Genomic DNA, 24,633 nt, shown 5'->3' on the forward strand with positions numbered 1-24,633 from the left:
CCATGCAAGCCGATCTTTTTGGCGGCACGCCAGCCGAGCTGGTGCTGGCCCCGCAGGCCAAGCTGCTGCAGGGACTGGCTCTGCCCTATGTGCCCCGCCTGCTGGCAGCGCTGGAGCAGATCCAGCACACCGCACCCTTCCGCCACATGGTCACGCCGGGCGGCCAGCCCATGTCGGTTGCGCTGGGCTGGACCAGCGACCGCCACGGCTACCGCTACAGCCCGCGCGACCCCGATACCGGCCAACCCTGGCCGCCCCTGCCCGAGGTGCTGCTGCAACTGGCACAAGAAGCCGCGGCGCGCGCGGGCTTCGCCGGCTTTGTGCCGGACGCCTGCCTGGTCAACCGCTACCTGCCGGGCGCGCGCCTGTCGCTGCACCAGGACAAGGACGAGCGCGACTACAGCGCGCCCATCGTCTCGGTATCACTGGGTATACCGGCCACCTTTCTGCTGGGCGGCTTTGACCGCGTCGGCAAGACCCTGCGCGTACCGCTGGTGCACGGCGACGTAGTGGTCTGGGGCGGCGCCGACCGCCTGCGCTACCACGGCGTGCTGCCCGTGGCGCAAGCAGAACACCCGCTGCTGGGCGCGCAGCGCATCAACTTGACCCTGCGCAAAGCGGGCTGACCCACCGCCACTGGTGGCATAGACGAAATACGGCTACAACGCAGGTAGTACCTGCGGAAGAAGCTATTTAATTTATAGCAAACAAAATCACACGAAGCCGGCAGCCATGCTGCGATGCAACATCGAATGCGGTTGACAGTCCAACTTTGCCGCCTCTATGATTGTCTTTCATAATACCAAAGACATATTGGAGACAAGACGTGGCAGGCATTCAACTGAACCGGGTCAGCAAGCACTACGGCAACGTAGCGGTGATGAACGATCTGAGCCTGGACATCGCGCAAGGCGAGTTCCTGGTCTTCCTCGGCCCCTCGGGCTGCGGCAAATCGACACTGCTGCGCATGATGGCCGGCCTGGAGCCTGTCACCAGCGGCAGCATCACCATTGCAGGCAAGGACGTGACCGACCTGCCTCCCGGCCAGCGCGGCGTGGCCATGGTGTTCCAGCACTACGCGCTGTACCCGCACATGAGCGTGTACGACAACATGGCCTTCGGCATGCGCAACATCGGCCTGGCCGAGGCCGAGATCGGCACCCGCATCACCGACGCCGCCCGCATGCTGGAACTGGAGCCGCTGCTGCAACGCAAGCCCGGCCAGCTGTCGGGCGGGCAGCGCCAGCGCGTGGCGATTGGCCGCTCCATCGTGAAGAACCCCAGCGCGTTTTTGTTTGACGAACCCCTGTCGAATCTGGACGCCGCCCTGCGCACCCGCACCCGGGTCGAGCTGGCGCGGCTGCATCAACGGCTGCAATCGACCATGGTGTTCGTCACCCACGACCAGGTCGAAGCCATGACGCTGGCGACCCGCATCGTGGTGATGAACAAAGGCCAGATCGAACAGATCGGCGCGCCCATGGACATCTACCGCCGCCCAGCCACGCGCTTTGTGGCGGGCTTCATTGGCCAGCCGGCGATGAACTTCTTAAACACCGAGCGCATGACCCCGCAAGACGGCCGGCTGTGCCTGCAACTGGCCCACGGCAGTGTGCTGCGCACCACGCTGATGGATGCCGACGTGCCGCACACCGGTCCGCTGACCCTGGGCATCCGCGCCGAATCCATCACCGTGGACCCACAGGGGGAGTTGCCCGGCCGCATCGACATCGTGGAGCGCCTGGGTGACCGCACGCTGGTGCACGTAGGCCTGGCCGATGGCAGCAGCGTGGTGGCCGAAGCCCATCGCGACAGTGCGGCCGCTCCCGGCGAGGCCGTGGCGCTGCGCATCAACAGCGCGCGCCTGCATGTATTCGACGCGGCGGGCCTGGCCCACCACGCGCCGCTATAAGGCCTGCCATGCAAAAACCCCGCAAACAACCCAAGCACTGGGGCAACGCCTTGTTCGTGCTGCCCTTTCTGGTGGTCTACGTCCTGCTGCTGGTACTGCCGCTGGCCACCGGCTGGTGGCTGAGCCTGCGCGATGTGGACATGCTGGCCGACACCAGCGACTTCATCGGCCTGAAGAACTACGCCGACCTGCTGCACGACGACATCTTCATGGGCGCGGTGCGCAACACCTTTTACTTTGTGGGCATGACGACGCCGGTATTCGTCGCACTAGGCCTGGCGCTTGCCTTGGCTTTAAACCGCCCTGGGCGTACCGGCGCTGCGTTACGCGCTATCTTTTTTGGATCATCGGTGCTGTCGGTGACCATCGTCACCCTGGTCTGGCGGCTGGTGCTGATGCCCGACCGGGGCCTGCTGTCGAACCTGATGCAGGGCATGGGCCTGGCACCGATTGCCCCCTTGGTCAGCGAGAGCCTGGCCCTGCCGTCGGTGGCACTGGTCACCGTGTGGTGGATTATTGGCCTGCCCATGATGCTGTTCCTGGCCGCACTGCAGCAGATACCGCAAGAGATGTACGAAGCCGCGGCGCTGGACAACGCCGGCCGCTGGCGCACCTTTGTGTCCATCACCCTGCCGTCGATCAAGCGCACGGTGGCGCTGGTGGCGGTGATCGAAGTCATCCAGCAGTTCCAGCTGTTCGGCCAGTCCTATCTGATGACGGCCGGCGGGCCGAACAACACCTCGCGCCCCATCGTCCAGTTCATTTATGAGACCGGCTTCCGGCAGTGGGCGCTGGGCTACTCGGCCGCCGCCGCCCAGGTGCTGTTCATGCTGATGCTGCTCGGCGTCAGCCTGCAAGCCTGGCTGAACCGCCGCAACGCTTAAACCTAGATGCCGCAGTTGACCGCTCGTTATCACATGGAACACCCTATGGCTATTGAATTTTGTGACTCTCTAGTTGTGCACCTCTTGGGTGGACCACGCTACACCTCCGATTGCACCACTGGCGCCGCGTCTGGCTTCGTTGCTCCGCCTAGCGGGCATGAGCCCGCTGCGTTGTCGCGCCTATCCAGCCACGTCCCCAGCGGCACACTCGGACGTGTCCAACCACGGCATCTAGGTTAAAGGATCCCCGCAATGTCAAATATGGTTGGAAAAGGCTGGGGCGACCGGCTGGTGCTGGGTGCGGCGATCGCGCTGGCCTGCCTGTGGGTTGCACCCTTGCTATGGGTTCTGATGCTGTCGTTCAAACCCAATGACGTGCTGGCGGCGCGCACCGATGTGCTGTTTGCACCGCCGTTCACCTTGAAGAACTACAGCGATATTTTGGGCACCTCGTCGGTATTCCGCTGGCTGATGAACAGCGCCATCGTTTCGCTGGGCCAAACCTTCTTGACGCTGGTGATCGCCTCGCTGGCCGGCTATGGCTTTGCCCGCACAACGTTTCCGGGCAGGCGCATATTGTTTGCCTTCGTGCTGGCCGGGCTGGCTGTGCCCGAGCAGGCCATCATCGTGCCGCTGCACCGCATGTTTGCCGACCTGGAGCTGCACAACACCTACAGCGCGCTGATCCTGCCGCGGCTGGCAGCACCGTTTGGCGTGTACCTGATGGCCCAGTATTTCAAGGGCATACCGATGGAGCTGGAAGAGGCCGCGCTGCTGGACAACGCCTCACGTCTGAAGATCTTCTGGCGCATCATCCTGCCGCTATCGGTACCGGCGCAGGCCACGCTGGGCATCTTCACCTTCCTGAACTCGTGGAACGACTACCTGTGGCCACTGGTGTCGGCATCCAAGTCCGAGATGTACACCATCACCCTGGGCCTGGCCTCGACGCAATCGAACTTTGCCCAAAGCGAAGGCATTGGCTACCTGATGTCGCAGGCAGTGTTTGCCGGGTTGCCGCTGTTCATCCTGTACCTGTTCTTCCAGAAATACATCGTCACCGCAGTCGCTGGCACCGCCGTGCGCTGACACACCCCAAACGGGGCAGCGCCGATCCGCTGCACATGGAAAACGGCCAGCCGCTGCGGTGGGGCCTGGATAAAAAGGAGACAAGCATGCATTTCAGAAAGCTCACCATCCGCCTGCTGGCGGTCACTCTGGCCAGCAGCGCCGCGCTCTGCGCCGCCCAGGAGGAAACGGAAATCACCCTGGCCCGCTTCTTCGGCGCCTGCGAGGCCGACTACGGCAAGGCGACGGATGCCAGCAAGGCCCAGGGCGAGTGCGGCATCATCACCACGCTGGTGAATGAATTCAACGCCACCAACAAACAGGGCATTGTGGTCAAGCCGCAGATCGCCGAATGGCAGCCGTTCTACGACCAGCTGAGCGCCCGCATCGTCTCCAAAGACGTGCCGACCATCAGCGTGATGCATGAGTCGGTGCTGGGCGACTACGTGGCGCGCAAACTGGTGGAGCCGCTGGACGATGGCTTCAAGTCGGTCGGCATCAGCACCGACCAGTTCAGCGAGCAGGCCAAGACCGGCGCCATCATCGGCGGCAAGGCCTACGCCCTGCCCTTCGACACCTGGTCCTGGCTGTGGCACATCAACGGCAATCTGATGAAGAAGGCCGGCTTAGCCAAGGCCGACGGCACGGTGATCCTGCCGCAAAGCCCCGAAGAGCTGCTGACCCAGGCGCGCAAGTTCAAGGAAGCCACCGGCAAGCCCTATCTGAGCTGGCCGGCCGCCGATGTGGCCGGCAACTTCCGCAGCCTGGTGACCCTGGTAGCCCAGCAAAACGCCAGCCTGTTCCCGACCAGCGGCAAGCAGATCGACATGCATTCCAAAGCCGTGCGCAACGCACTGGAACTGGCCAACACGCTGTACAGCGAAGGCCTGATCAAGCCGAATCTGGACTACAGCGCCGGCAACCAGGCCTTTGTGAACGGCGACGTGGGCGTGCACATCGTCGGCACCTGGACGATTGGCGACTTTGTCGCTGCCGCAGAAAAAGCCGACTCGCCCCTCAAAGGCGGCTACTCGGTCGTGCCATTTGCCAAGCTCTACGCCAAGAAAGCCGCATTTGCCGATGGCCATAGCTGGGTAATGCTCAAGGGCGGCGCCAAGGACGACAAGACCCGCAAGGCTGCGCTGACCTTCATGAAGTTCCTGTGGGACCGCGACTACGAGTGGGCCCGCACCGGCCACTTGCCAGCCAACAAAACCGCTGCCGAGCGCGATGACTTCAAGAAGCTGCCGTTCCGCAACAACATCCTGGAGATCAGCTCCATCGGCGTATCCCTGCCCAACAGCGTGCCACGCCAGCGCGCGATCGAGTCCATCGTTGGCGAAGAGATGGTCAACATGATGGTCGCCAAAAAGCCGATCGATACAGTGCAGAAGTCGGCCGAAGAACGCGTCAACAAGCTGCTGGCAGGCGTTCGCTAGTTCACACCACCATTTTGCTGGGGCGCACCGCCCCAGCCCACCCACTTTTTTACAGGAAGCACACCATGATCTCCACCCGCCTGGTCGTAGACCGCGACTTCGTCGTCTCCGATCTCGACCGACGCATCTTCGGCTCCTTCGTCGAACACCTCGGCCGCGCGGTCTACACCGGCATTTACGAACCCGGCCACCCCACGGCCGACGAACGCGGCTTCCGCGGCGACGTGATGGAGCTGACCCGCGAGCTTGGCCCCACCATCGTGCGCTACCCCGGCGGCAACTTTGTCTCAGGCTACAACTGGGAAGACGGCGTAGGCCCCGCCGCCGACCGCCCGGTACGGCTGGACCTGGCCTGGGCTTCCACCGAGACCAACCAGTTCGGCACCAATGAATTCATGGAGTGGTGCAAGGCCACCGACATCGAACCGATGTGGGCCGTCAACCTGGGCACGCGCGGCCCGGACGAAGCCCGCGAGTTCCTCGAATACTGCAACCACCCCGGTGGCACGGCCTTGTCGGAGCTGCGCAAGTCGCACGGCGTAGAGGCCCCGCACGACATCAAGTTCTGGTGCCTAGGCAACGAGATGGACGGCCCCTGGCAGATCTGCTCCAAAACCGCCGACGAATATGGCCGCATCGCCCATGAAACCGCCAAGCTGATGCGCCTGGTCGACCCGACCATCCAGCTCGCCGCCTGCGGTTCGTCGCAACACAATATGCCGACCTACGGCAGCTGGGAAGACACGGTGCTCGAGCACTGCTTCGACGACGTGGACTTCATCTCGCTGCACACCTATTTCGAAAACCGCGGCGACTCCACGCCCGAGTTCTTTGGTTGCATCGAGCAAATGGACGTATCGATCAAGGAGATCGTCGCCGTGGCCGATGGCGTGGCGGCGCGCAAGCATTCAACCAAGCGCATCATGCTGTCCTTCGACGAGTGGAACGTCTGGTACAAGGCCCGCTCCATCAACGACCTGCGCAAGCCCGGCTGGCCGCAAGCCCCGCGCCTGCTGGAAGAAATCTACAACACCGAAGACGCCCTGGTGGTCGGCGGCGCGCTGATCGTGATGATGAACAACGCCGACCGCGTAAAAGCGGCCTGCCTGGCGCAGCTGGTGAACGTGATCGGCCCCATCATGACCGAGCCCGGTGGCCCGGCCTGGCGCCAGACCATCTTCTACCCCTTCGCCCAGGCCACCCGCTTTGCGCATGGCAAGGTGCTGCGCCCGGTGATCGAGTCGCCCAGCTACGAAGCCAAGAGCCACCCGGAAATCCCCTACCTCTGCGCCTGCGTGGTGGACGACGAGAGCACCGGCACCACCACCGTGTTCGCGCTGAACCGCCATCTGACCGAAACCATGCAGCTGCGCGTCGAGCTGCGCGGTCTGGGCACGTCGCGCACGCTGGACCATGCGCTGGCCCTGCACCACAGCAATATGAAGGCCACCAACACCAAGGATGCGCCGAACACCGTGGTGCCGGAGAATAATCCGAACGTACAGGTAGACGGTGAAACCATTCTGGCGGAGCTGCAACCCGGCTCGTGGAACGTGATCGTCACCACCGCCATCGGTCGTATTTAAAGAGGCAGGGGCCCCCGTGCCCCTTGCCGCACAAGGAAAACGCATGTTCGAACGTGAACCACTGGTGGGCACGATGACCGCACAGGTCGCAAAAATCATTGGCATGCGCGTCGTCGGCGGAGAGTTCTTACCGGGCGACGCACTGCCGGTGGAAAGCGAGCTGTGCAGTGCCTACGGCGTCAGCCGCACCACCGTGCGCGAAGCCATCAAGCAGCTGTCCAGCAAGCGGCTGATCGACGTGTCGCCCAAGATCGGCACCCGCGTGCTGCCCTTTGCCGACTGGAACCTGCTGGACCGCGACGTGCTGGCCTGGCGCCTGCACGCCCAGTTCGACAGCAAGATCATCGAAGACATCTACGAGATGCGGCTGTGCTTCGAGCCGCGCGCCTGCTTTCTCGCCGCCCGCGCAGGCAATGCCGCCGACATGCAGTTGCTGGACCGCCGCTACCGCGAGCTGGCCGAGGCCTACACCAGCAACGAGGTGCGCGCCGCAGCCGAGGCCGACCTGGCCTTCCACATGACCATCATTGAGGTGTCGCGCAACGGCATGTTCATTACCATCGGCAACGGCATCAAAACCGCGCTGCGGGTGTCGTCCGAAATGCTGCTGCGCCATGCCACCCGTCCCAGCGAAGACCTGGCACTGCACGCCGACGTACATCGCCACATCCTGGCCCACGAACCAGACGCCGCAGCCGCCGCCATGACGGCGCTGCTGTCGGCATCACAGGCCCGGTTGCTGCCGTATACCGTCCAGCCCTAGCCGAAAGGCGGAACTTTGAGGCGTTGAATGGTCGAAAATCGCTGTATTTTTCGGACCCCATGACATGCTTCTAAACGCCATCCAGTCAAAGCAAACTTTGATACAGGCAGCCATCGTGGACCTGGACGGCACCATGGTGGACACCCTGGCTGACTTCGCTGCGGCCCTGAACGGCATGCTGGCCGATCTGGACCTGCCCGCCATCACGCCGCAGACCATAGAAACCATGGTAGGCAAGGGTACGGAACATCTGTTGCACTCCGTACTCAATCATGCCCTAGCGCAGACACCGCCTACACCCGAAGCTATCAATATAGAAGCACTCTACGCGCAGGCCTGGACACGCTACCAACACCATTACCTGGCCATCAACGGGCAGTTTTCGCAGGTTTACCCCGGTGTCCTGGAGGGCTTGCGGGCCCTGCAAGGCAGGGGCTGGAAGCTGGCCTGCCTGACCAACAAGCCCACCGCTTTCGCCCTGCCCCTGCTGCAGGCCAAGGGCCTGGACGGCTTCTTCAGCCACGTATTTGGCGGCGATGCGTTTGAGCGCAAAAAGCCCGACCCGCTGCCCCTGCAAAAAACCTGCGAAGCCCTGGGCACGCTGCCCCAGCACACGCTGATGCTGGGTGACTCGCAAAACGATGCGCAGGCCGCGCGCGCCGCCGGCTGCCCGGTGCTGCTGGTGCGCTACGGCTACAACCACGGCGAGCCGGTAGAGGCAGTGGACTGTGACGGCCTGCTGGACTCGCTCGCCGAGCTCACGCTGTAGCGTCAGCGCCCGCCATGCTCAGGCCTTGAGCTTCAGCATGTAGATGATGGCCGAGGCGGTAGTCTGGTCGATCTCTATGAAGCTGCGCAGATCGGCCCCATCCAGCCAGCTGGACTCCCAGCGGTTCTGCTTCAGTGCTTTCTGCCAGCTTGCATGTGCAGTCGCATTTTTAACCCCCGCCAGCAACTCCGCCACCCGTGCTGGCAGCACGCCGCTGCCCACGAACAGGCCACGCCAGTTGGACATGACGGCATCCACCTTTTGGTCGCGGATAGCGGGAATGCCAAACATCGGCTTGCGCGCCGACACGCCGATCGCCCGCAGCTTGCCGCTGGCCAGCAGGTCGGCGAACTCGCTATACCCCGACACGCCAGCCACCGCCTTACCCGACAACACAGCCTCGGCCGACTGCACTCCACTGGTGAACGGCAGGTACACCATATCGACCACCGGCGCCCCGGCGGCCCGCGCAAACAAACCGGCAAAAATATGGTCGATGCCGCCAGCGGACCCGCCGGTAAACGGTACCTGCTTGGGGTCGGCCTTCACCATGGCAACCAGGTCGGTCACCGAGCGTATCGGAGAGTCTGCCTTGACCACCAGCACCAAGTAGTCGCCAGTCAAGCGGGCCAGCGGCTGGACCTGGGCCAACGTTACCGCAGGCCGCTGCAGGGCTACGGCGCCCACCATCACGGCACCGCCCACCATCAATGCATTCGGGTCCTGGCTGTAGCGCTGGACAAACGTGGCCAAGCCGATGGTGCCGCCCTTGCCACCCAAGTTCTCGTAGTCCACCTGCTCGCAGGCGCCTGCCGCCACCATCGCTGCGCCTATGGCCCGGCCGGTCTGGTCCCAACCGCCACCCTCGTTGGCAGGAATAACGATACGCAGACGCTGAGCCAGCGGCTTGCTGGCATCTTTGGCGACTACTTTGGTTTGCGCGTACAGCGCTGGAGCGATGGCGGCCAGGGCTGCGCCCGACAGCTTGGACAAAACACCTCTACGACCCATACCCTGGTTCAGCATAGTTGGCTCTCGTTGCTAGTCAATACGGCACGGCCTTGGTGGACCGCAGGCGACATCAAAGCCCGCGTCAACCGGGCAACGGAAGCTTAACAAACCCTAAATGCTATTTTATTTATAGCTACCAGCACAGGCATTGCCTGCGCCAGAGTCGTATTTCTTATACATTCGCAGCTCAGCAGTTGCTGAAATCAGGCTTGCGGTTCTCCATGAAAGCCGTCAACGCCTCCTTGGCCGCCGGCTCACGCAGCATCTTGCCGAAAAGGCCGATTTCCTCGGCCATGCGCTCGGCTACCGGTGCGGCCAATTCCTGCTTCATTAAGCGCTTGCTGGTGACCAAGGACGCCAGCGGCTTGGCTGCCAGGCGCAAGGCCTGCCGATGTGCCAGCGCATGTACCTCGGCGGGCGGCACGATGCGGTTGATCAAGCCCACCTCCAGCGCCGTCTCTGCAGTGAACGGGTCGCCCAGCAGCAATGCCTCTGCGGCACGCTGGTGGCCCATGAGACGCGGCAGCAGGTAGCTGGAGCCGGCTTCGGGGCACAGGCCCAGATTGACGAACGGTAGCGAAAACGCAGCGTTATCCCCTGCATAGACCAGGTCGCAATGCAACAGCATGGTGGTGCCCACGCCCACCGCTGCGCCGCACACAGCGGCCACCAGCGGCTTGGGGAATGTGCTGATAACGCGCAGGAAGCGGATCACCGGCGACTCTGCCGTAGGCGCTGGCGCATTCAAAAAATCACCAATGTCGTTACCGGCCGAGAAGATGGTTTCGTGGCCCTGGATGACGGCCACACGCACACTGGCGTCGGCCGCAGCGCCTTCCAGCGCATCGGCAATGGCGGCGTACATCACCGAGGTCAGCGAATTCTTCTTGGCCACGCGATTCAGCGTGATGGTCAGGATGCCGTCTTCGGTGTGGGTCAGGATGTCAGTCATGGGGTCACTCGGTAGAAAAATGCGGATGTTAACAACCGCAATGTCACTATCATTTAAATAGCTGCTTGCGCAATTGGAATAAGCGCCAGCGGCCTAAAAGACTTAAACCCGCACAGTAGCCGCCCCTTCCAGAGAACCCGTGGAACTGGCTCCGCCAAGCCACAGAGTTCGCCCCCTGCGTGTCGCATCGGTTTTTCAAACCGATGCGAGGGGGGTTGGCGGAAAGTGCGCAGCACTTAGCCTGGGGGTGAGCCTATTAAACGCGTTCGAAGATTCCGGCCGCGCCCTGGCCCATGCCTACGCACATGGTCACCATGCCGTACTTCAGGTTGTTGCGGCGCAGTGCGTGGATCACGGTCGCCGCGCGGATGGCACCGGTGGCGCCCAACGGGTGGCCGAGCGCAATCGCGCCGCCCATCGGGTTCACCTTGGACGGGTCCAGGCCCAGCGTGTTGATGACGGCCAGCGACTGGGCCGCGAAGGCTTCGTTCAGCTCAAACCAGTCGATGTCCTGGTGTTGCAGGCCGGCGTAGCGCAGCGCAGCGGGAATCGCCTCGATCGGGCCTATGCCCATGATGTGCGGCGGCACGCCCTTGCTGGCAAAGCTGACGAAACGGGCCAGCGGCGTCAGGCCGAAACGCTTGATGGCCGATTCGCTGGCCAGGATCAACGCGCCGGCGCCGTCGGAGGTCTGCGAGCTATTGCCGGCCGTGACCGAACCGCGGGCCGAGAACACCGTCTTCAGCTTGCCGAGTCCTTCCACCGTGGTTTCGGGGCGCACGCCTTCGTCCAGATTGACGGTACGCTGGGTCACCGTGACCTTGGCGCTGTCCAGATCGACGCTGCGGTCGTCCACGGTGATCGGCGTGATCTCGTCGGTAAAGGCGCCGGCCTTCATCGCCGCCAGTGCCTTCATGTGCGATGCGTAGGCGAACTCGTCTTGCGCGCTGCGGCTGATCTTCCACTGCTGCGCCACCTTCTCGGCGGTCAGGCCCATGCCGTAGGCGATGCCGTAGTTGTCCACGTCGTCGGTGTTGCTGAAGATGTTCGGCGACAGGCTGGGCCCGTTGCCCATCATTGGCACCATGCTCATGCTCTCGACGCCGGCGGCAAACATCACATCGGCTTCGCCGACGCGGATGCGGTCGGCCGCCATCTGCACCGCGCTGATGCCGGAGGCGCAGAAGCGGTTGACGGTGATGCCGCCCACCGAATTCGGCAGGCCGGCCAGCACCGCGCCGATGCGCGCCACGTTCAGGCCCTGTTGGGCTTCGGGAATCGCGCAGCCGCAGATCACGTCTTCAATGGTCGCCGGGTCGAGGCCCGGCACCTGGGCAAGGGCCGCGCGCAGCGTGGTGGCCAGCAGTTCGTCGGGCCGGGTGTTGCGCAGATAGCCTTTGTGCGAACGGCCGATCGGCGTGCGGGTGGCGGCGACGATGTAGGCGTCTTGGATTTGCTTGCTCATATTCGTTCCTTAGTTGCGCACGGGCTTGCCGGTGTTCAGCATGCCCATGATGCGTTCCTGCGTTTTTGCGTTGTCCAGCAGGCTGCAGAAGGCTTTGCGTTCCAGGCTCATCAGGTATTCCTCGGTCACCAGCGTGCCGCTGTCAACGTCGCCGCCGGTCACCACACCGGCGATCAGGCTGGCGATGTGGAAGTCGTGCTGGCTGATGAAGCCGCCGTCGCGCATATTGACCAACTGTCCCTGGATGGTGGCCTTGCCATTGCGGCCTGCCACCAGGAACTGGCGCTTGTGCGGCGCGCGGTAGCCGCCAGCGGCCATGGCCTTAGCCTCATTCAGCGCCACAAACAGCAGCTCGTCCTTGTTCGGCACGATCACGTCGCTGTCCAGCAAATAGCCGAGCTTGCGGCTTTCCAGCGCACTGGTGCCGACCTTGGCCATGGCCGCGGCGGTGAAGCCTTCGGTCAGGAAGGGCAGCAAGTCCTTGTGCGTCGACAGCGCGGCATTCTCCGCAGCCCGGCGGGCGATATAGGTCAGGCCGCCTGCACCCGGCACCAGGCCCACGCCGACTTCCACCAAGCCGATATAGCTTTCCATCGCCACCACGCGGCGGGCCGAGTGCACGGCCAACTCGCAGCCGCCGCCCAGCGCCAGGCCGCGCACGGCCGAGACGACGGGCACGTTGGCGTAACGGATTTTCAGCATCACTTGCTGCAACGCTTTTTCCATCTTGTTGATGGCACCGGCGCCGCCCATCATGAAGCCGGGCAGCATGGCCTGCAGATCGGCACCGGCGCTGAAGGGCTCGTCGCCCGACCAGATCACCACGCCGGCGTAGTCCTTCTCGGCCAGATCGACCGCGCGGGCCAGGCCTTCTGAGACTTCGGGGCTGATGGCGTGCATCTTGGTCTTGATGCTGGCGATGATGATTCCGCTACCGGAGGGGCACTCATCTCCATCCAAGGTCCAGAGGCGGATCGCCTTGTCTTCATGCAAGGTCTTGCCAGCGGTCTCGAAACCGCCGCCCAAGCCCAGGCCCTGGGTGTGGCCGGAGATTTTTTCGGGAAATAGCTGCCGGGCGTAGACAGGCAGTGCGTGGCGCGCTACAAATTTGGAAGTGGATGGATTCCATGAGCCTTCGGCCGTGTGGACGCCGCCGGCCTCCGCTACCGGGCCGTTGAACACCCAGTCGGGCAGCGGCGCGTTGCTCAGCGCCTTGCCGGCGGCGATGTCTTCCTTGATCCAATTCGCCACGGTCAGCCAACCGGCTTCCTGCCAGAGCTCGAACGGGCCTTGCTGCATGCCGAAGCCCCAGCGCATCGCCAGATCCACGTCGCGCGCGGTTTCGGCAATGGTTTGCAGGTGCACGGCGGCGTAGTGGAAGCTGTTGCGCAGAACGGCCCACAGGAACTGGCCTTGCGGTCCTTCGCTGTTGCGCAGCAGGGCCAGGCGCTCGGCGGCGGGCTTTTTCAGCATGCGGCCGTAGACCTCGTCGGCCTTCTCGCCACCGGCCACGTAGTTGCCCGAAGCCATGTCGAAGCGCAGGATGTCGCGGCCCACTTTCTTGAAGAAACCGGCCTTGGCCTTCTGACCCAGGTTGCCCATCTCCAGCAGCTTGGCCAGCACCGGCGGCGTGCCGTAGCTGCCGTAGAACGGATCGGTTTCCAGGCTCAAATTGTCTTGCAAGGTCTTGACCACATGGGCCATGGTGTCCAGGCCCACCACGTCGGCGGTGCGGAAGGTGCCCGAGCTGGCCCGGCCCAGGCGCTTGCCGGTCAGGTCGTCGACCACGTCATAGGTCAGGCCGAACTTGGCGGTCTCGCCGATGATGCCCAGCATGCCGGCAATGCCGACGCGGTTGGCGATGAAGTTCGGCGTGTCCTTGGCGCGCACCACGCCCTTGCCCAGGCTGGTGGTGACAAAGGCTTCGAGCTGGTCCAGCGCTTCAGGCCGGGTGGTGGGCGTGTTGATCAGCTCCACCAGGTACATGTAGCGCGGCGGGTTGAAGAAGTGGATGCCGCAGAAGCGCGGCTTGATTTCTTCAGGCAAGGCTTCGCTGAGCTTGGTGATCGACAGGCCGGAGGTGTTGGACGCCACCAGCGCATGCGGGGCCACAAAGGGCGCGATCTTCTTGTACAGATCGAGCTTCCAGTCCATGCGCTCGGCGATGGCTTCAATGACTAGGTCGCAGTCTTTCAACTGCTCCAGGTGGTCGTCGTAGTTGGCCTGCTGGATCAGGTCCGCATCTTCGGCCACGCCGAGAGGTGCAGGCTTGAGCTTCTTCAGGTTGGCGATGGCCTTGGCGGTGATGCCGTTGGCCGGGCCTTCTTTGGCCTTCAGGTCGAACAGCACGACCTGCACTTTGACGTTGACCAGGTGCGCAGCAATCTGCGCACCCATCACGCCTGCGCCTAGCACGGCGACTTTTTTGATGGGAAATTTAGACATCACATTCTTTCGATTTATTGCACGCGCAGCCAGATCTGGGTGCGGTAGAACGGGCCGATGTAGCCACGCACCTGCAGCTTCTTGCCATCTTCCAGCGGCACCATGCGCAGGGTGTAGTTCTTGCCGTTGTCGGGGTCTAGGATCTTGCCGTCTTCCCACAGGTCCTTGCCCTCGGCCTTCTTGGCGCCGCGGATGATTTCCATGCCGACCTTGGGCTTGTCTTTGCGATCGTCCGTGCACTGCGTGCAGTTGGGCTCACCGCTGGTGACCAAGGCTTTTTCCACCACACCGGAGAGCACGCCGTTATTGGCGGTGATGCGGATCTCTGCCTTGGGCTCACCGGTCTTGTCGTCGATATTACGCCACAGCCCTTCGGGTGTCATTTGGGCAAATACGCCGCTAGCGCAGACGAATCCTGCGCAGAGTGCTATCAATTTTTTCATGGCATGTCTCCGATGCGGTTTTAAGCAAGAGCTGCGTCGGTGTCCATCAGCGCCTTGCTGCCGCTGCGGATGGTGCGCATCAGCGTAGCGGTTTCAGGGAACAGCTTGGCGAAATAGAAGCGCGCGGTCTGCAGCTTGGCCTGGTAGAACGGGTCGGTGTTGCCAGCTGCGATCTCGCGCAAAGCCACCTGCGCCATGCGGGCCCAGAAATAGCCAAATACCAGATGGCCCACCACGCGCAGATAGTCCACGGCGGCCGCGCCCACCTCATCGGCGTTCTGGAAGCCCTTGAAGCCCAGCTCGGTGGTCAACTTGGTGACCTGGTCACCCAGGATGGCGATGGGGGTGATGAACTCGCCCATCTTCTCGTTCACGCCCTCTTCTTCTACCAGCGCGGCGACCAGCTTGCCGAACTTCTTCAGGGTGGCGCCGTTGTTGCCCAGGATCTTGCGGCCCAGCAGATCCAGGCTCTGGATGGTGTTGGTGCCTTCGTAGATCATGTTGATGCGGTTGTCGCGCACATACTGCTCCATGCCCCATTCCTTGATGAAGCCATGGCCGCCAAACACCTGCATGCAGGCGTTGGTGGAGATATGGCCGTTGTCGGTCAGGAAGGCTTTGACGATAGGCGTCAACAGAGCCAGCATGTCGCCGGAGTCGGCACGTACCTTCTCGTCGGGGTGGCTGTGTTCCTTGTCCAGCAGCACACCACAGAAGATGCCCAGCGCGCGGCCGCCTTCGGCGTAGGCCTTGGCGGTGAGCAGCATCTTGCGCACATCGGGGTGCACGATGATGGGGTCGGCCGGTTTGTCCTTGGCCTTGTTACCGGTCAGCGAGCGCATCTGGATGCGGTCCTTGGCGTAGGCCAGGGCGTTCTGGTAGGCCACCTCGGTCAAGCCCAGCGACTGGTTGCCCACACCCAGGCGGGCTGCGTTCATCATCACGAACATCGCCGCCAAGCCCTTGTTGGGCTGGCCCACGATAGTGCCGATGGCGCCGTCCAGCACCATCTGGCAAGTGGAGTTGCCGTGGATGCCCATCTTGTGTTCCAGGCCGCCGCAATAGATGCCGTTGCGCTCACCCATGGTCACATTGCCATTACCGTCGGCGTTGGCATGGAACTTGGGCACGGCAAACAGGCTGATGCCCTTGCTGCCTTGGGGCGCATCGGGCAGGCGGGCCAGCACCAGGTGGACGATGTTCTCGGCCAGATCGTGCTCACCCGCGCTGATGAAAATCTTGTTGCCGGTGATGGCGTAGCTACCATCGGCCAGAGGCTCGGCCTTGGTACGCAGCAAGCCCAGGTCGGTACCGCAATGCGGCTCGGTCAGGCACATGGAGCCGGTCCATTGGCCGCTGACCAGCTTGGGCAGATACAGCGCCTTTTGCGCATCGGTACCGTGGGCCAGCAGGGCTTCGTAAGCGCCATGTGACAGGCCGGGGTACATGGTCCAGGCCTGGTTGGCCGAGTTCAGCATTTCATAGAAGCACTGGTTCACCACAAACGGCAGGCCCTGGCCGCCGTAGGCCGGGTCGCAACTGAGCGCGGCCCAGCCGCCTTCGACGTACTGCGCATAAGCTTGCTTGAAGCCCTTGGGGGCAGTGACTTCGTGCGTGGTTTTGTCCAGTGTGCAGCCTTCGGCATCGCCGCTAATGTTCAGCGGGAAGGCGACCTCGGCGGCGAACTTGCCGCCTTCTTCCAGCACGGCGTTGATGGTGTCGGCATCGGTGTCCACATGCTGCGGGCACAGCTTCAGATCGTCGGTAACCTTGAGCACTTCGTGCATCACAAATTGCATGTCGCGCAGGGGGGGCGTGTAAGTGGGCATGGTTAGTCCTTGGAAATACGGGAAGGGTTGGAAGTAGAGACTGGCGCGGTAACACCGTAGCGCGCCAGGATGTTGTCAAACCCGGTGTTGGCGCGGGCCACGGCACCGGGGGTTTTCAAAAATCGGGCTTCGTAGTGCAGCGACAGGATCAGGCCATGGATCTCGAACGCGGCCTGACGCTCGTCCGCATCGGGGCGCAAATCGCCCTCTTCCTTGGCCTGCTCCAGCGCCCGACAAAATGCCGACAGCCAGGCCTGGACCGAGCTGGCCAGGGCGTCACGCACCGGGCCGGGCCGGTCGTCAAACTCAACCGCGCCGCTAATGAAGATGCAACCCGACTGCAGCTCGATGGACACGCGCTGCATCCAGTTGGCGAACAGCGCCTTCACCCGTGGCATGCCACGCGGAGCCTGCATGGCGGGGTAGAACACCTCGGCCTCGAACTGGCGGTGGTACTCGCGGATCACCGAGATCTGCAACTCTTCGCGTGAACCGAAATGCGCGAACACACCGGACTTGCTCATGCGCGTGACTTCGGCCAGGGCGCCGATGCTCAAGCCCTCCAGCCCGATATGGCTGGCCAGACGCAGCGCCGCCTCGATGATGGATGCCTTGGTCTGCCGGCCCTTGATCAGGGCGCGACCATCCCGCACGCCCTCTACCGCAGGGGCGCGGGTGGCATCCACAGGGTCTCCTTTGGCAGACATGGCATTCCTTACGCAAAAATAAAACGAACGATCGTGCTATTTAAGGATATTCGAAGCCAATGCTTTTAGCAATGCATTTTTTGGGAAGGCCCATGCAATAAGCCCAAGTACTAACCCTAGGTTGGCTATAAAACACGCCCATCTTTGACTGCAAGGCAATGCATTACCTCAGTTCAGCTGCAGCACAACAGCCCAGCGCAAGCCTTGCCGTACCGACAATGGCCGGAAATCAGGCAGCCAACTCTTTCTCCAGCCACTGGTACACAAAGGCATCGGCATCGCTCTCGCACTGGGCCACGTTGAAGCGCATCCAGTTCTGCGTCGCAGCCACCGTGCTGAACAAATGTCCTGGTGCCAGCATGATGCCGTGCACACTGGCCCGCGCGGCCAAGTCCACCACGTTCTGGATACGCGGATGCCAGGCCCATAAAAACAGGCCGCCCCGGGGTTCGCAGAACAACTCAAAACCCATTTGCCGCAGCCTTTGGGCGCAGCGCTCGTGGGCCTGGGTCATACGGGTGCGCAGACTGCGCAGATAGCGTGGACGGTGCGAGTCGCTCAAAGCCACATGCACGATGCGCTCGATCAGCTCCGAGCTGGTCAACCCGGAGAACATCTTGAGACGAGAAAAATCCCCCATGATGTCGGCGTGGGCCAGCAGGTAGCCACAACGCAGGCTCGGGGCAATCGACTTCGAAAAACTGCCCACGTACACCACGCGTGAAAGGTTATCCAGGCTGGCCAGCGAAGGGCGGGCCTCGGTATCCAGGTCGCAGTAAATATCGTTCTCCACCAGCAGCACGTCGTACTTCTCGGCCAGTCGCAACACCTTGTGCAACTGCTGCAGCGTGGCCACCGACCCGGTAGGGCTATGGAAGCGCGGCTGGGTAAAGAAAACCTTGGGCCGCAGCCGCACAATCAGGTCCTCCAGCGCGGCAAGATCCCAGCCATCAGGCGTTCGGGGTACACCGTGTGGGCGCACACCCACAAAGCGCAGCGCGTTGATGAGGTTCGGGTAGCCCGGCTCATCCACCAGCACCACGTCACCCGGCCCCACCAGCCAGCGCACTGCCAGGTCCAAGGCCTGGCTCGCGCCCTGGGTCAGTAAGACCTGCTGCGGCTGGATGTGGATGGCATGCTGGCGCATGCTCTCGCAGATCCAGGCCCGTAAAGGCGGGTAGCCCAGAGGGTCACCATAGTCGCCCAGCGGCATGGGGTCCGCAGCCGTGAGCGAACGCATGGCGCGGCGCACGCCATCTTCAAACAACCAGCTTGGCGGCAACCAGCCACAACCGGGCTTGTGCGGCAGGTGGTGGTTTTCAAAGATGCGCTGCAGATACCAGCTGTTGTCAAAACTACCGGCGGACAAGGCCGACGGAGCCTCTGAGACCGGTGAGTGCACCGAAGCAGTGCGAGCACAGACGAAAAACCCCGCATTCAACCGGGACACTACATAGCCCGAAGCCACCAAACGGTCATACGCCTCCACCACGGTAAAGATGCTGACCCCGTTTTGATGGGCGAACTGGCGTATGGATGGCAGCTTGGCGCCTGCCCGCAGCCGCCCCGTATCGACCATCTCTCCTATACGCGCAACGATCTGCGCCACCAACGGCGTGCCTTGGCGAAATTCAAACTTAAACATGGCGGTATTGGAAGCGCTAGCGACGTGTATTTTGCGTAGGGTTTGTGTGTACCGGTCTGCGGACCTACACGTACCGTGCCACACACAGCGCGGGTGTACATGGTGCCAGATCAAGCTTCGCCCAAAAATAACGGCATTGCAACGACAAGCGGCGAACAACATCCATGGCAACCCACGCGCAAACCACCAGCCAGCCTTTGGTCCGGTTTTCAGCCGTCCAGAAAACCTACGACGGCAGCCAGCTGGTTGTGCAGAACCTGGACCTGCAAATCCAGAGCGGCGAGTTTCTGACGCTGCTCGGCCCGTCCGGTTCCGGCAAGACCACCACGCTGATGATGCTGGCCGGATTCGAATCACCCACCTCGGGCGAAATCTTCCTGAACGAAAAATCCATCACCCGCACGCCACCGCACAAGCGCAACTTCGGCATGGTGTTCCAGAACTACGCACTGTTCCCGCACATGACGGTGGGCGACAACGTGGCCTACCCCTTGAGCGTGCGCAACGTGCCCAAGGACCAGCGCGCCGAGCGCGTGGCCCGGGCGCTGGACATGGTGCAGCTGCGCGGCAAGCAGGACCGCTACCCCACCCAGCTTTCCGGTGGCCAGCAGCAGCGCGTGGCACTGGCCCGGGCCATGGTGTTTGAGCCCCAGCTGGTGCTGATGGACGAGCCGCTGGGTGCACTGGACAAACAGCTGCGCGAACACATGCAGATCGAGCTGAAAGACCTGCACAAGAAGCTGGGGGTGACCTTTGTCTACGTGACCCATGACCAAAGCGAAGCCCTGACCATGAGTGACCGAGTCGCCGTGTTCAACGACGGCGTGGTGCAGCAACTGGCCCCAGTGCTGTCACTGTACGAGACCCCGGCGAACCGCTTTGTAGCAGGCTTTGTGGGCGACAACACTCCGCTCAAAGGCACCTGCGGCAGCAGCGAAGGCGGCCTGTGCGAACTGAACATCCCCGGTGCCGTGACCCGCTGCCTGGGCGTGAACGTCAACACCGCCCACGTCGGCGCCAACATCGTCGCCAGCGTGCGCCCAGAGCGCATCGCCGTGCATACGGAAAGTGCGCTGCCCGAGTTGAATGTGTTCAAGGCCCAACTGGCCGACACCATGTATTTCGGTGACCACCTGCGCCTGCGCTGCGCCATCGAAGGCCAGGGCCTGGCCACCGTGAAGCTGCCCCTGTCCGTCGCCCGCCCACCTGAGCGCGGCGACACCCTGTGGCTGCACGTCCCCCCCGAACACCTGCGTGTGTACCTGTAAGTCTGTTCACTTTCCTTGTTTGCCTCTTTTTTAAATGGAGTTTTCCGTGATGAAGCTGAAATACCTGTCCCTGCTGGCGGCTGTCGCCACCCTGCCCGCCCTGGCCCAGACGCAACTCAATGTGATCAACTTTGGCGGTGCCAACGCCAACGCACAAAAGAAGGCGTTTTACGAGCCCTATGAGAAAACGGGTGCCGCCAAGATCGTTGCCGTCGAATACAACGGCGAGCAAGCCAAGATCAAAGCCATGGTCGAAGCCGGCAAGGTCACTTGGGACGTGGTCGAAGTGGAGTCCCCCGACGTCAGCCGCGGCTGTGATGAGGGCCTGTTCGAGAAGATGGACTGGGCCAAGGTCGGCAACAAGTCCGACTTCGTGCCCGCCGCCGTGCACGAATGCGGCGTCGGCGTGTTCGTCTGGTCCACCGTCATGGCCTACAACGCCGACAAACTCAAGACCCCACCCAAAACCTGGGCCGATTTCTGGGACGTCAAGAAGGTCGCCGGCAAGCGCGGCATGCGCAAGGGCGCGCGCTACAACCTGGAATTCGCGCTGATGGCCGACGGTGTCGCCACCGCCGACGTCTACAAGGTACTGGCCACCAAGGCCGGCGCCGACCGCGCCTTCGCCAAGCTGACCCAGCTCAAGCCCAACATCCAGTGGTGGGAAGCCGGTGCGCAACCACCCCAATTCCTGGTCGCCGGCGATGTGGTCATGAGCACGGTCTACAACGGCCGCATCGACGCCGCCAACCGCGAAGGCAAGAACCTGGGCATAGGCTGGACCGGCGGCATCTACGACCTGGACTACTGGGTCATCCCCAAGGGCACGCCGAACAAGGACGCGGCCATGAAGTTCATCGCCTACGCCACGGCCCCCGCCGCCCAGGCCGAATACGCCCGCAACATCGCCTACGGTCCGGTGAACAACAAGGCCTTGCCACAGCTGAGCAAGGAAGTGCTGGCGAATCTGCCCACCTCTCCCGCCAACGCCAAGGACTCGCTGCAGTTCAACGTGAAGTTCTGGGCCGACCAGGGCGAAGAGCTGGAAAAGCGCTTCGCCGCCTGGGCCACCCAGTAAACACCGCCAGGCTGTCATGACCATGGGAGACGCTACCTTGACCTCTGCAGATGCACCCGGCATAGAGGACCGCGACCTGCTGATGCGCCAACTGGCCAAGGCCAAGCGCCGCGCCCGGCTCTGGGCCTTTGCTTTGGCCACGCCTTTGCTGGCCTACCTGCTGGTCATCCTGCTGGCGCCGATTGCGGTGCTGCTGGTGCGCGGGGTAGAGAACCCCGAGGTCGTGTCTGCCCTGCCGCGCACCGCGCGTGCGCTGGACGGCTGGGACGAGGCCATGACGGCCCCGCCCCGCGCCTTCACCGCCCTGGCGCTGGACCTGTCCCAGCTGCCCGGCGGTGGCGGCCAAGCCGGCGGCCTGGCCCGACGGCTGAATACCGAAACCCCTGGCGCACGCTCGCTGGTGATGAACACCTTCCGCGCCATGCCCCTGCCGCCAGGCCTGTCCGACGAGGAATACCGCAGCCGTATTCTGGAAATCGACCCGCGCTGGAACGAAGGTAAATACTGGATCGCCATCGCCAAGAACGGCTCGCGCTGGACACCCGACTACCTGCTGACGGCGCTAGACCTGCAGCGCGAAGCCGGCCACATAGTTGCTGTAGACCCATCGCGTGCGGTGTTCACCAAGATACTTTGGCGCACTTGCTCCACCAGCTTCATCGTCACCCTCTGGTGCCTGCTGCTGGCCTACCCACTAGCCTACTGGCTGAGCAGCCTGCCGGCCCGCAAAGCCAATCTGCTGATGATTCTGGTGCTGGTGCCTTTCTGGACCTCGATCCTGGTGCGCATCGCCGCCTGGATCGTGCTGCTGCAGCGTGAAGGCCTGATCAACCACGGCCTGCAAAACCTGGGCCTCATCAACGACCCGCTGGCCCTGTTGTTCAACCGTACTGGCGTGGTCATTGCCATGGTGCACGTGCTGCTGCCCTTCATGATCCTACCGTTGTACAGCGTGATGAAGTCCGTGCCCTCAACCTTCCAGCGCGCTGCCGTGTCGCTGGGCAGCACACCCATCGCCGCCTTCTGGCGCGTGTATGTGCCACAGACCTATGCCGGCATCGGCGCCGGTGCGCTGATGGTGTTCATCCTGTCCATCGGCTATTACGTAACCCCGGCGCTGCTCGGTGGTGCCGACGACCAGATGCTGTCGTATTACGTGGCCCAGTACATCAACGTGGATGTGAACTGGGGTGTGGCCGCCGCGCTGTCCACCGTGCTGCTGGCCACTACGCTGGTGCTGTACGCGCTGTACCGCCGTTTGCTAAAAACCGAACTGAGCATGACCTGATATGAGCAAGTTCCTCCCCGTCTTCCCCGCGTACAGCACCTGGCTCGACAAGCTCGGCTGGTGGGCGCTGCGCGCGTTCGGCGTCGGCATGCTGGTGTTCCTGCTGCTGCCCATCGTGGTGATCATTCCCCTGTCGTTCTCGTCCAGCTCCTTCTTGTCGTACCCGATTCCCGGCTGGTCCATGCAGTGGTACCAGAACCTGTTTGGTTCGGACGAATGGAAGCGTGCCGCGCAGAACAGTTTCATCGTGGCACCCGCCGCCACGGTATTGGCAACCATCCTCGGTACGCTAGCAGCGGTCGGCCTGGCGCGCGAAAACTTTCCTGGCAAAGGGCTGCTGATGGGCGTGCTGATCTCGCCGATGGTGGTGCCCATCGTGGTGGTCGGCGTGGCCTCGTACCTGAGCTTTGCCAAGGTCGGTCTGACCGATTCGTACGCCGGTTTGATCATGGTGCACGCCGCACTTGGTGCACCGTTTGTGCTGACCACCGTGCTGGCTACGCTGCAGGGCTTCAACCAGAACCTGGTACGCGCCAGCCAGTCGCTGGGCGCCTCGCCGTGGCTGACCTTCTGGCGCGTGACCTTGCCGATCATCGCTCCCGGCGTATTTTCAGGTGCACTGTTCGCCTTTGCGACATCCTTCGACGAAGTGGTGGTGACCCTGTTCCTGGCCGGCCCTTCGCAGTCCACGCTGCCGCGCCAGATGTTCAATGGCATCCGCGAGAACATCAGCCCCACCATTGCGGCCGTGGCCACGCTGCTGATCATCTTCACCACCAGCCTGCTGCTGGCGCTGGAGTGGCTGCGCGGCCGGCGCCAATAAGCAGGCGCTACAGATTCAGTAGCTACTCGCGCTTATTCCATCAGCGCTGCAGCCCTAAAAGTCTTGCAAACTGCGTACAGACACCCCTTCCAAAGATTCCGCGGAACTGGCTTCGCCAGGCCGCTGGAATCGCCCCCTGCAAGGGGGTTGGCGGCGACTTGCGTTATCGGCCCAAAGGGCCGATCCCGGGGCAGTGCGTAGCCTGGGGGTGTTCTAAAGTTTGAACGGCACCACTACTTGGTGCTGCTCGCCCAGGCCTTCAATGCCCAGGGCCATGGTGTCGCCCTTCTTCAGGAACACCGGCGGCTTCATGCCCAGGCCCACGCCGGGCGGGGTGCCGGTGGTGATCACGTCACCCGGCATCAAGGTCATGAACTGGCTGACGTAGCTGACGATCTTGGCCACACTGAAGATCATGGTCTTGGTGTTGCCGGTCTGCACGCGCTTGCCGTTCACGTCCAGCCACATGCTGAGCTTTTGCGGGTTCGGCACTTCGTCGCGCGTCACCAGCCAGGGGCCTAGCGGGCCGAAGGTGTCACAGCCTTTGCCCTTGTCCCAGGTACCGCCGCGCTCGATCTGGTATTCGCGCTCGCTCACATCGTTGATGGTGCAGTAGCCGGCGACGAAATTCAGCGCGTCCTTTTGCGACACGTAGCGGGCTTGCGTGCCGATCACCACACCCAGTTCGACTTCCCAGTCGGTCTTCTTCGAACCCTTGGGCAGCATCACCGGGTCGTTCGGGCCCTGGATGCAGGAAGTGGCCTTCATGAACACCACGGGTTCGGCCGGGATCGGCAGACCGGACTCGGCCGCGTGGTCGGCGTAGTTCAGGCCAATGGCGATGAACTTGCCCACGTTCGCCACCGGGCTGCCCATGCGCGGCTTGCCCTTGACCAACGGCAGCTTGGCCGGATTCAGCTTGGCGATCTTGGCCAGCGCGGCGTCGCCGAGCTGTGCCGGGCCGATGTCCTTGACTACCGCACTGAGGTCGCGCAGCTTGCCTTCGGCATCGATCAGGCCGGGCTTTTCCTTGCCGGGGTTGCCATAACGAACGAGTTTCATGGATTTCCTTTGTGTGTAAAAAAAGCGATTCAAAGCCCCAACCAGGCCTATGGGCCGCAGGGGTCTGCCGCGGCACAGGCCCCTGGGTTTTGCCGGATGCCACCTGGCATGATGTATGCGATTATTAATTGGCCTTACCACTTGGCCAATTAAGGCTAACCCTTAACTCTATTCTCTACCCTGCCTGAACCTTTCT

Annotated in this window: 21 protein-coding genes; 12 read left to right on the plus strand and 9 right to left on the minus strand. The window is 62.8% G+C overall.

The genetic code is table 11. From position 1 onward, the window contains the following. Positions 1–2: 2 nt before the first annotated feature. The 8 genes from alkB to AC07O2_RS02255 all read left to right on the plus strand — a co-directional run bounded on the left by alkB (position 3) and on the right by AC07O2_RS02255 (position 8,421). Complete coding sequence (gene alkB, locus AC07O2_RS02220; protein WP_495074101.1) at positions 3–626, plus strand: DNA oxidative demethylase AlkB; 624 nt, start codon at positions 3–5, stop codon at positions 624–626. A 200-nt stretch (positions 627–826) separates the two neighbouring features. Then, complete coding sequence (locus AC07O2_RS02225) at positions 827–1,912, plus strand: ABC transporter ATP-binding protein (RefSeq protein WP_495074102.1); 1,086 nt, start codon at positions 827–829, stop codon at positions 1,910–1,912. Between the two features lie 8 nt (positions 1,913–1,920). After that, positions 1,921–2,796: a carbohydrate ABC transporter permease gene (locus AC07O2_RS02230; RefSeq protein WP_495074103.1), complete on the plus strand. Its 876-nt coding sequence runs from the start codon at positions 1,921–1,923 to the stop codon at positions 2,794–2,796. Positions 2,797–3,048: 252 nt separating this feature from the next. Beyond that, the gene (locus tag AC07O2_RS02235) at positions 3,049–3,885 is read left to right on the plus strand and encodes a carbohydrate ABC transporter permease (protein ID WP_495074104.1); all 837 of its coding nucleotides are present in this window, start codon (positions 3,049–3,051) and stop codon (positions 3,883–3,885) included. 86 nt (positions 3,886–3,971) lie between these two features. After that, complete coding sequence (locus AC07O2_RS02240; protein WP_495074105.1) at positions 3,972–5,303, plus strand: extracellular solute-binding protein; 1,332 nt, start codon at positions 3,972–3,974, stop codon at positions 5,301–5,303. A 65-nt stretch (positions 5,304–5,368) separates the two neighbouring features. Beyond that, positions 5,369–6,889, plus strand: coding sequence for an arabinosylfuranosidase ArfA (gene arfA, locus AC07O2_RS02245; RefSeq protein WP_495074106.1), 1,521 nt, complete (start codon positions 5,369–5,371; stop codon positions 6,887–6,889). Between the two features lie 43 nt (positions 6,890–6,932). Further along, positions 6,933–7,652, plus strand: a complete 720-nt coding sequence (locus AC07O2_RS02250) for a FadR/GntR family transcriptional regulator (RefSeq protein WP_495074107.1) — start codon at positions 6,933–6,935, stop codon at positions 7,650–7,652. 64 nt (positions 7,653–7,716) lie between these two features. After that, on the plus strand, positions 7,717–8,421 hold the full coding sequence (locus AC07O2_RS02255; RefSeq protein WP_495074108.1) for a phosphoglycolate phosphatase: 705 nt from the start codon (positions 7,717–7,719) through the stop codon (positions 8,419–8,421). Between the two features lie 18 nt (positions 8,422–8,439). Here the strand turns inward: AC07O2_RS02255 and AC07O2_RS02260 are convergent, their stop codons facing one another. The 8 genes from AC07O2_RS02260 to AC07O2_RS02295 all read right to left on the minus strand — a co-directional run bounded on the left by AC07O2_RS02260 (position 8,440) and on the right by AC07O2_RS02295 (position 18,918). Continuing rightward, positions 8,440–9,447 (minus strand): Bug family tripartite tricarboxylate transporter substrate binding protein, encoded by a 1,008-nt coding sequence (locus AC07O2_RS02260; protein WP_495074109.1) that lies wholly within the window; start codon positions 9,445–9,447, stop codon positions 8,440–8,442. A gap of 172 nt (positions 9,448–9,619) precedes the next feature. Continuing rightward, the gene (locus AC07O2_RS02265; protein WP_495074110.1) at positions 9,620–10,384 is read right to left on the minus strand and encodes an enoyl-CoA hydratase; all 765 of its coding nucleotides are present in this window, start codon (positions 10,382–10,384) and stop codon (positions 9,620–9,622) included. A 256-nt stretch (positions 10,385–10,640) separates the two neighbouring features. After that, positions 10,641–11,849, minus strand: coding sequence for an acetyl-CoA C-acyltransferase (locus tag AC07O2_RS02270; RefSeq protein ID WP_310376440.1), 1,209 nt, complete (start codon positions 11,847–11,849; stop codon positions 10,641–10,643). A 9-nt stretch (positions 11,850–11,858) separates the two neighbouring features. Beyond that, complete coding sequence (locus tag AC07O2_RS02275; RefSeq protein ID WP_495074111.1) at positions 11,859–14,294, minus strand: 3-hydroxyacyl-CoA dehydrogenase/enoyl-CoA hydratase family protein; 2,436 nt, start codon at positions 14,292–14,294, stop codon at positions 11,859–11,861. A 14-nt stretch (positions 14,295–14,308) separates the two neighbouring features. After that, positions 14,309–14,737 (minus strand): DUF2147 domain-containing protein, encoded by a 429-nt coding sequence (locus tag AC07O2_RS02280; protein WP_495074112.1) that lies wholly within the window; start codon positions 14,735–14,737, stop codon positions 14,309–14,311. Positions 14,738–14,757: 20 nt separating this feature from the next. Then, positions 14,758–16,566 (minus strand): acyl-CoA dehydrogenase C-terminal domain-containing protein, encoded by a 1,809-nt coding sequence (locus AC07O2_RS02285; RefSeq protein WP_495074113.1) that lies wholly within the window; start codon positions 16,564–16,566, stop codon positions 14,758–14,760. Between the two features lie 2 nt (positions 16,567–16,568). Further along, positions 16,569–17,273: a TetR/AcrR family transcriptional regulator gene (locus AC07O2_RS02290; RefSeq protein ID WP_495074114.1), complete on the minus strand. Its 705-nt coding sequence runs from the start codon at positions 17,271–17,273 to the stop codon at positions 16,569–16,571. Positions 17,274–17,502: 229 nt separating this feature from the next. Continuing rightward, complete coding sequence (locus AC07O2_RS02295) at positions 17,503–18,918, minus strand: aminotransferase-like domain-containing protein (protein ID WP_495074115.1); 1,416 nt, start codon at positions 18,916–18,918, stop codon at positions 17,503–17,505. 164 nt (positions 18,919–19,082) lie between these two features. On the opposite strand from AC07O2_RS02295, the gene AC07O2_RS02300 reads away from it, so the two are divergent. The 4 genes from AC07O2_RS02300 to AC07O2_RS02315 are packed head-to-tail and all read left to right on the plus strand — an operon-like array spanning position 19,083 to position 23,375. Further along, complete coding sequence (locus tag AC07O2_RS02300; protein WP_495074116.1) at positions 19,083–20,186, plus strand: ABC transporter ATP-binding protein; 1,104 nt, start codon at positions 19,083–19,085, stop codon at positions 20,184–20,186. A 49-nt stretch (positions 20,187–20,235) separates the two neighbouring features. Further along, complete coding sequence (locus tag AC07O2_RS02305) at positions 20,236–21,264, plus strand: ABC transporter substrate-binding protein (protein WP_495074225.1); 1,029 nt, start codon at positions 20,236–20,238, stop codon at positions 21,262–21,264. A gap of 22 nt (positions 21,265–21,286) precedes the next feature. Further along, entirely contained in the window at positions 21,287–22,552 is a 1,266-nt protein-coding gene (locus AC07O2_RS02310) for an ABC transporter permease (protein WP_495074117.1), read from the plus strand. A gap of 1 nt (position 22,553) precedes the next feature. After that, complete coding sequence (locus AC07O2_RS02315) at positions 22,554–23,375, plus strand: ABC transporter permease (RefSeq protein WP_495074118.1); 822 nt, start codon at positions 22,554–22,556, stop codon at positions 23,373–23,375. A gap of 213 nt (positions 23,376–23,588) precedes the next feature. Here AC07O2_RS02315 and AC07O2_RS02320 read toward each other — a convergent pair whose 3' ends face one another. Next, positions 23,589–24,437: a fumarylacetoacetate hydrolase family protein gene (locus AC07O2_RS02320; protein WP_495074119.1), complete on the minus strand. Its 849-nt coding sequence runs from the start codon at positions 24,435–24,437 to the stop codon at positions 23,589–23,591. Positions 24,438–24,633: the final 196 nt, after the last annotated feature.

The organism is Rhodoferax sp. GW821-FHT10B06 (genome assembly GCF_059415605.1).

Excerpts from the sequence above, each read along its gene's own strand:
- AC07O2_RS02290 (WP_495074114.1), bottom strand. The coding sequence starts at position 17,273 with ATGTCTGCCAAAGGAGACCCTGTGGATGCCACCCGCGCCCCTGCGGTA.
- AC07O2_RS02300 (WP_495074116.1), top strand. The coding sequence starts at position 19,083 with ATGGCAACCCACGCGCAAACCACCAGCCAGCCTTTGGTCCGGTTTTCA.
- AC07O2_RS02255 (WP_495074108.1), top strand. The coding sequence starts at position 7,717 with ATGCTTCTAAACGCCATCCAGTCAAAGCAAACTTTGATACAGGCAGCC.
- AC07O2_RS02320 (WP_495074119.1), bottom strand. The coding sequence starts at position 24,437 with ATGAAACTCGTTCGTTATGGCAACCCCGGCAAGGAAAAGCCCGGCCTG.
- AC07O2_RS02315 (WP_495074118.1), top strand. The coding sequence starts at position 22,554 with ATGAGCAAGTTCCTCCCCGTCTTCCCCGCGTACAGCACCTGGCTCGAC.
- AC07O2_RS02295 (WP_495074115.1), bottom strand. The coding sequence starts at position 18,918 with ATGTTTAAGTTTGAATTTCGCCAAGGCACGCCGTTGGTGGCGCAGATC.
- AC07O2_RS02310 (WP_495074117.1), top strand. The coding sequence starts at position 21,287 with ATGGGAGACGCTACCTTGACCTCTGCAGATGCACCCGGCATAGAGGAC.
- AC07O2_RS02260 (WP_495074109.1), bottom strand. The coding sequence starts at position 9,447 with ATGCTGAACCAGGGTATGGGTCGTAGAGGTGTTTTGTCCAAGCTGTCG.
- AC07O2_RS02280 (WP_495074112.1), bottom strand. The coding sequence starts at position 14,737 with ATGAAAAAATTGATAGCACTCTGCGCAGGATTCGTCTGCGCTAGCGGC.
- AC07O2_RS02270 (WP_310376440.1), bottom strand. The coding sequence starts at position 11,849 with ATGAGCAAGCAAATCCAAGACGCCTACATCGTCGCCGCCACCCGCACG.
- AC07O2_RS02235 (WP_495074104.1), top strand. The coding sequence starts at position 3,049 with ATGTCAAATATGGTTGGAAAAGGCTGGGGCGACCGGCTGGTGCTGGGT.
- AC07O2_RS02285 (WP_495074113.1), bottom strand. The coding sequence starts at position 16,566 with ATGCCCACTTACACGCCCCCCCTGCGCGACATGCAATTTGTGATGCAC.
- AC07O2_RS02250 (WP_495074107.1), top strand. The coding sequence starts at position 6,933 with ATGTTCGAACGTGAACCACTGGTGGGCACGATGACCGCACAGGTCGCA.
- AC07O2_RS02275 (WP_495074111.1), bottom strand. The coding sequence starts at position 14,294 with ATGTCTAAATTTCCCATCAAAAAAGTCGCCGTGCTAGGCGCAGGCGTG.
- AC07O2_RS02265 (WP_495074110.1), bottom strand. The coding sequence starts at position 10,384 with ATGACTGACATCCTGACCCACACCGAAGACGGCATCCTGACCATCACG.
- arfA (WP_495074106.1), top strand. The coding sequence starts at position 5,369 with ATGATCTCCACCCGCCTGGTCGTAGACCGCGACTTCGTCGTCTCCGAT.
- alkB (WP_495074101.1), top strand. The coding sequence starts at position 3 with ATGCAAGCCGATCTTTTTGGCGGCACGCCAGCCGAGCTGGTGCTGGCC.
- AC07O2_RS02240 (WP_495074105.1), top strand. The coding sequence starts at position 3,972 with ATGCATTTCAGAAAGCTCACCATCCGCCTGCTGGCGGTCACTCTGGCC.
- AC07O2_RS02305 (WP_495074225.1), top strand. The coding sequence starts at position 20,236 with ATGAAGCTGAAATACCTGTCCCTGCTGGCGGCTGTCGCCACCCTGCCC.
- AC07O2_RS02230 (WP_495074103.1), top strand. The coding sequence starts at position 1,921 with ATGCAAAAACCCCGCAAACAACCCAAGCACTGGGGCAACGCCTTGTTC.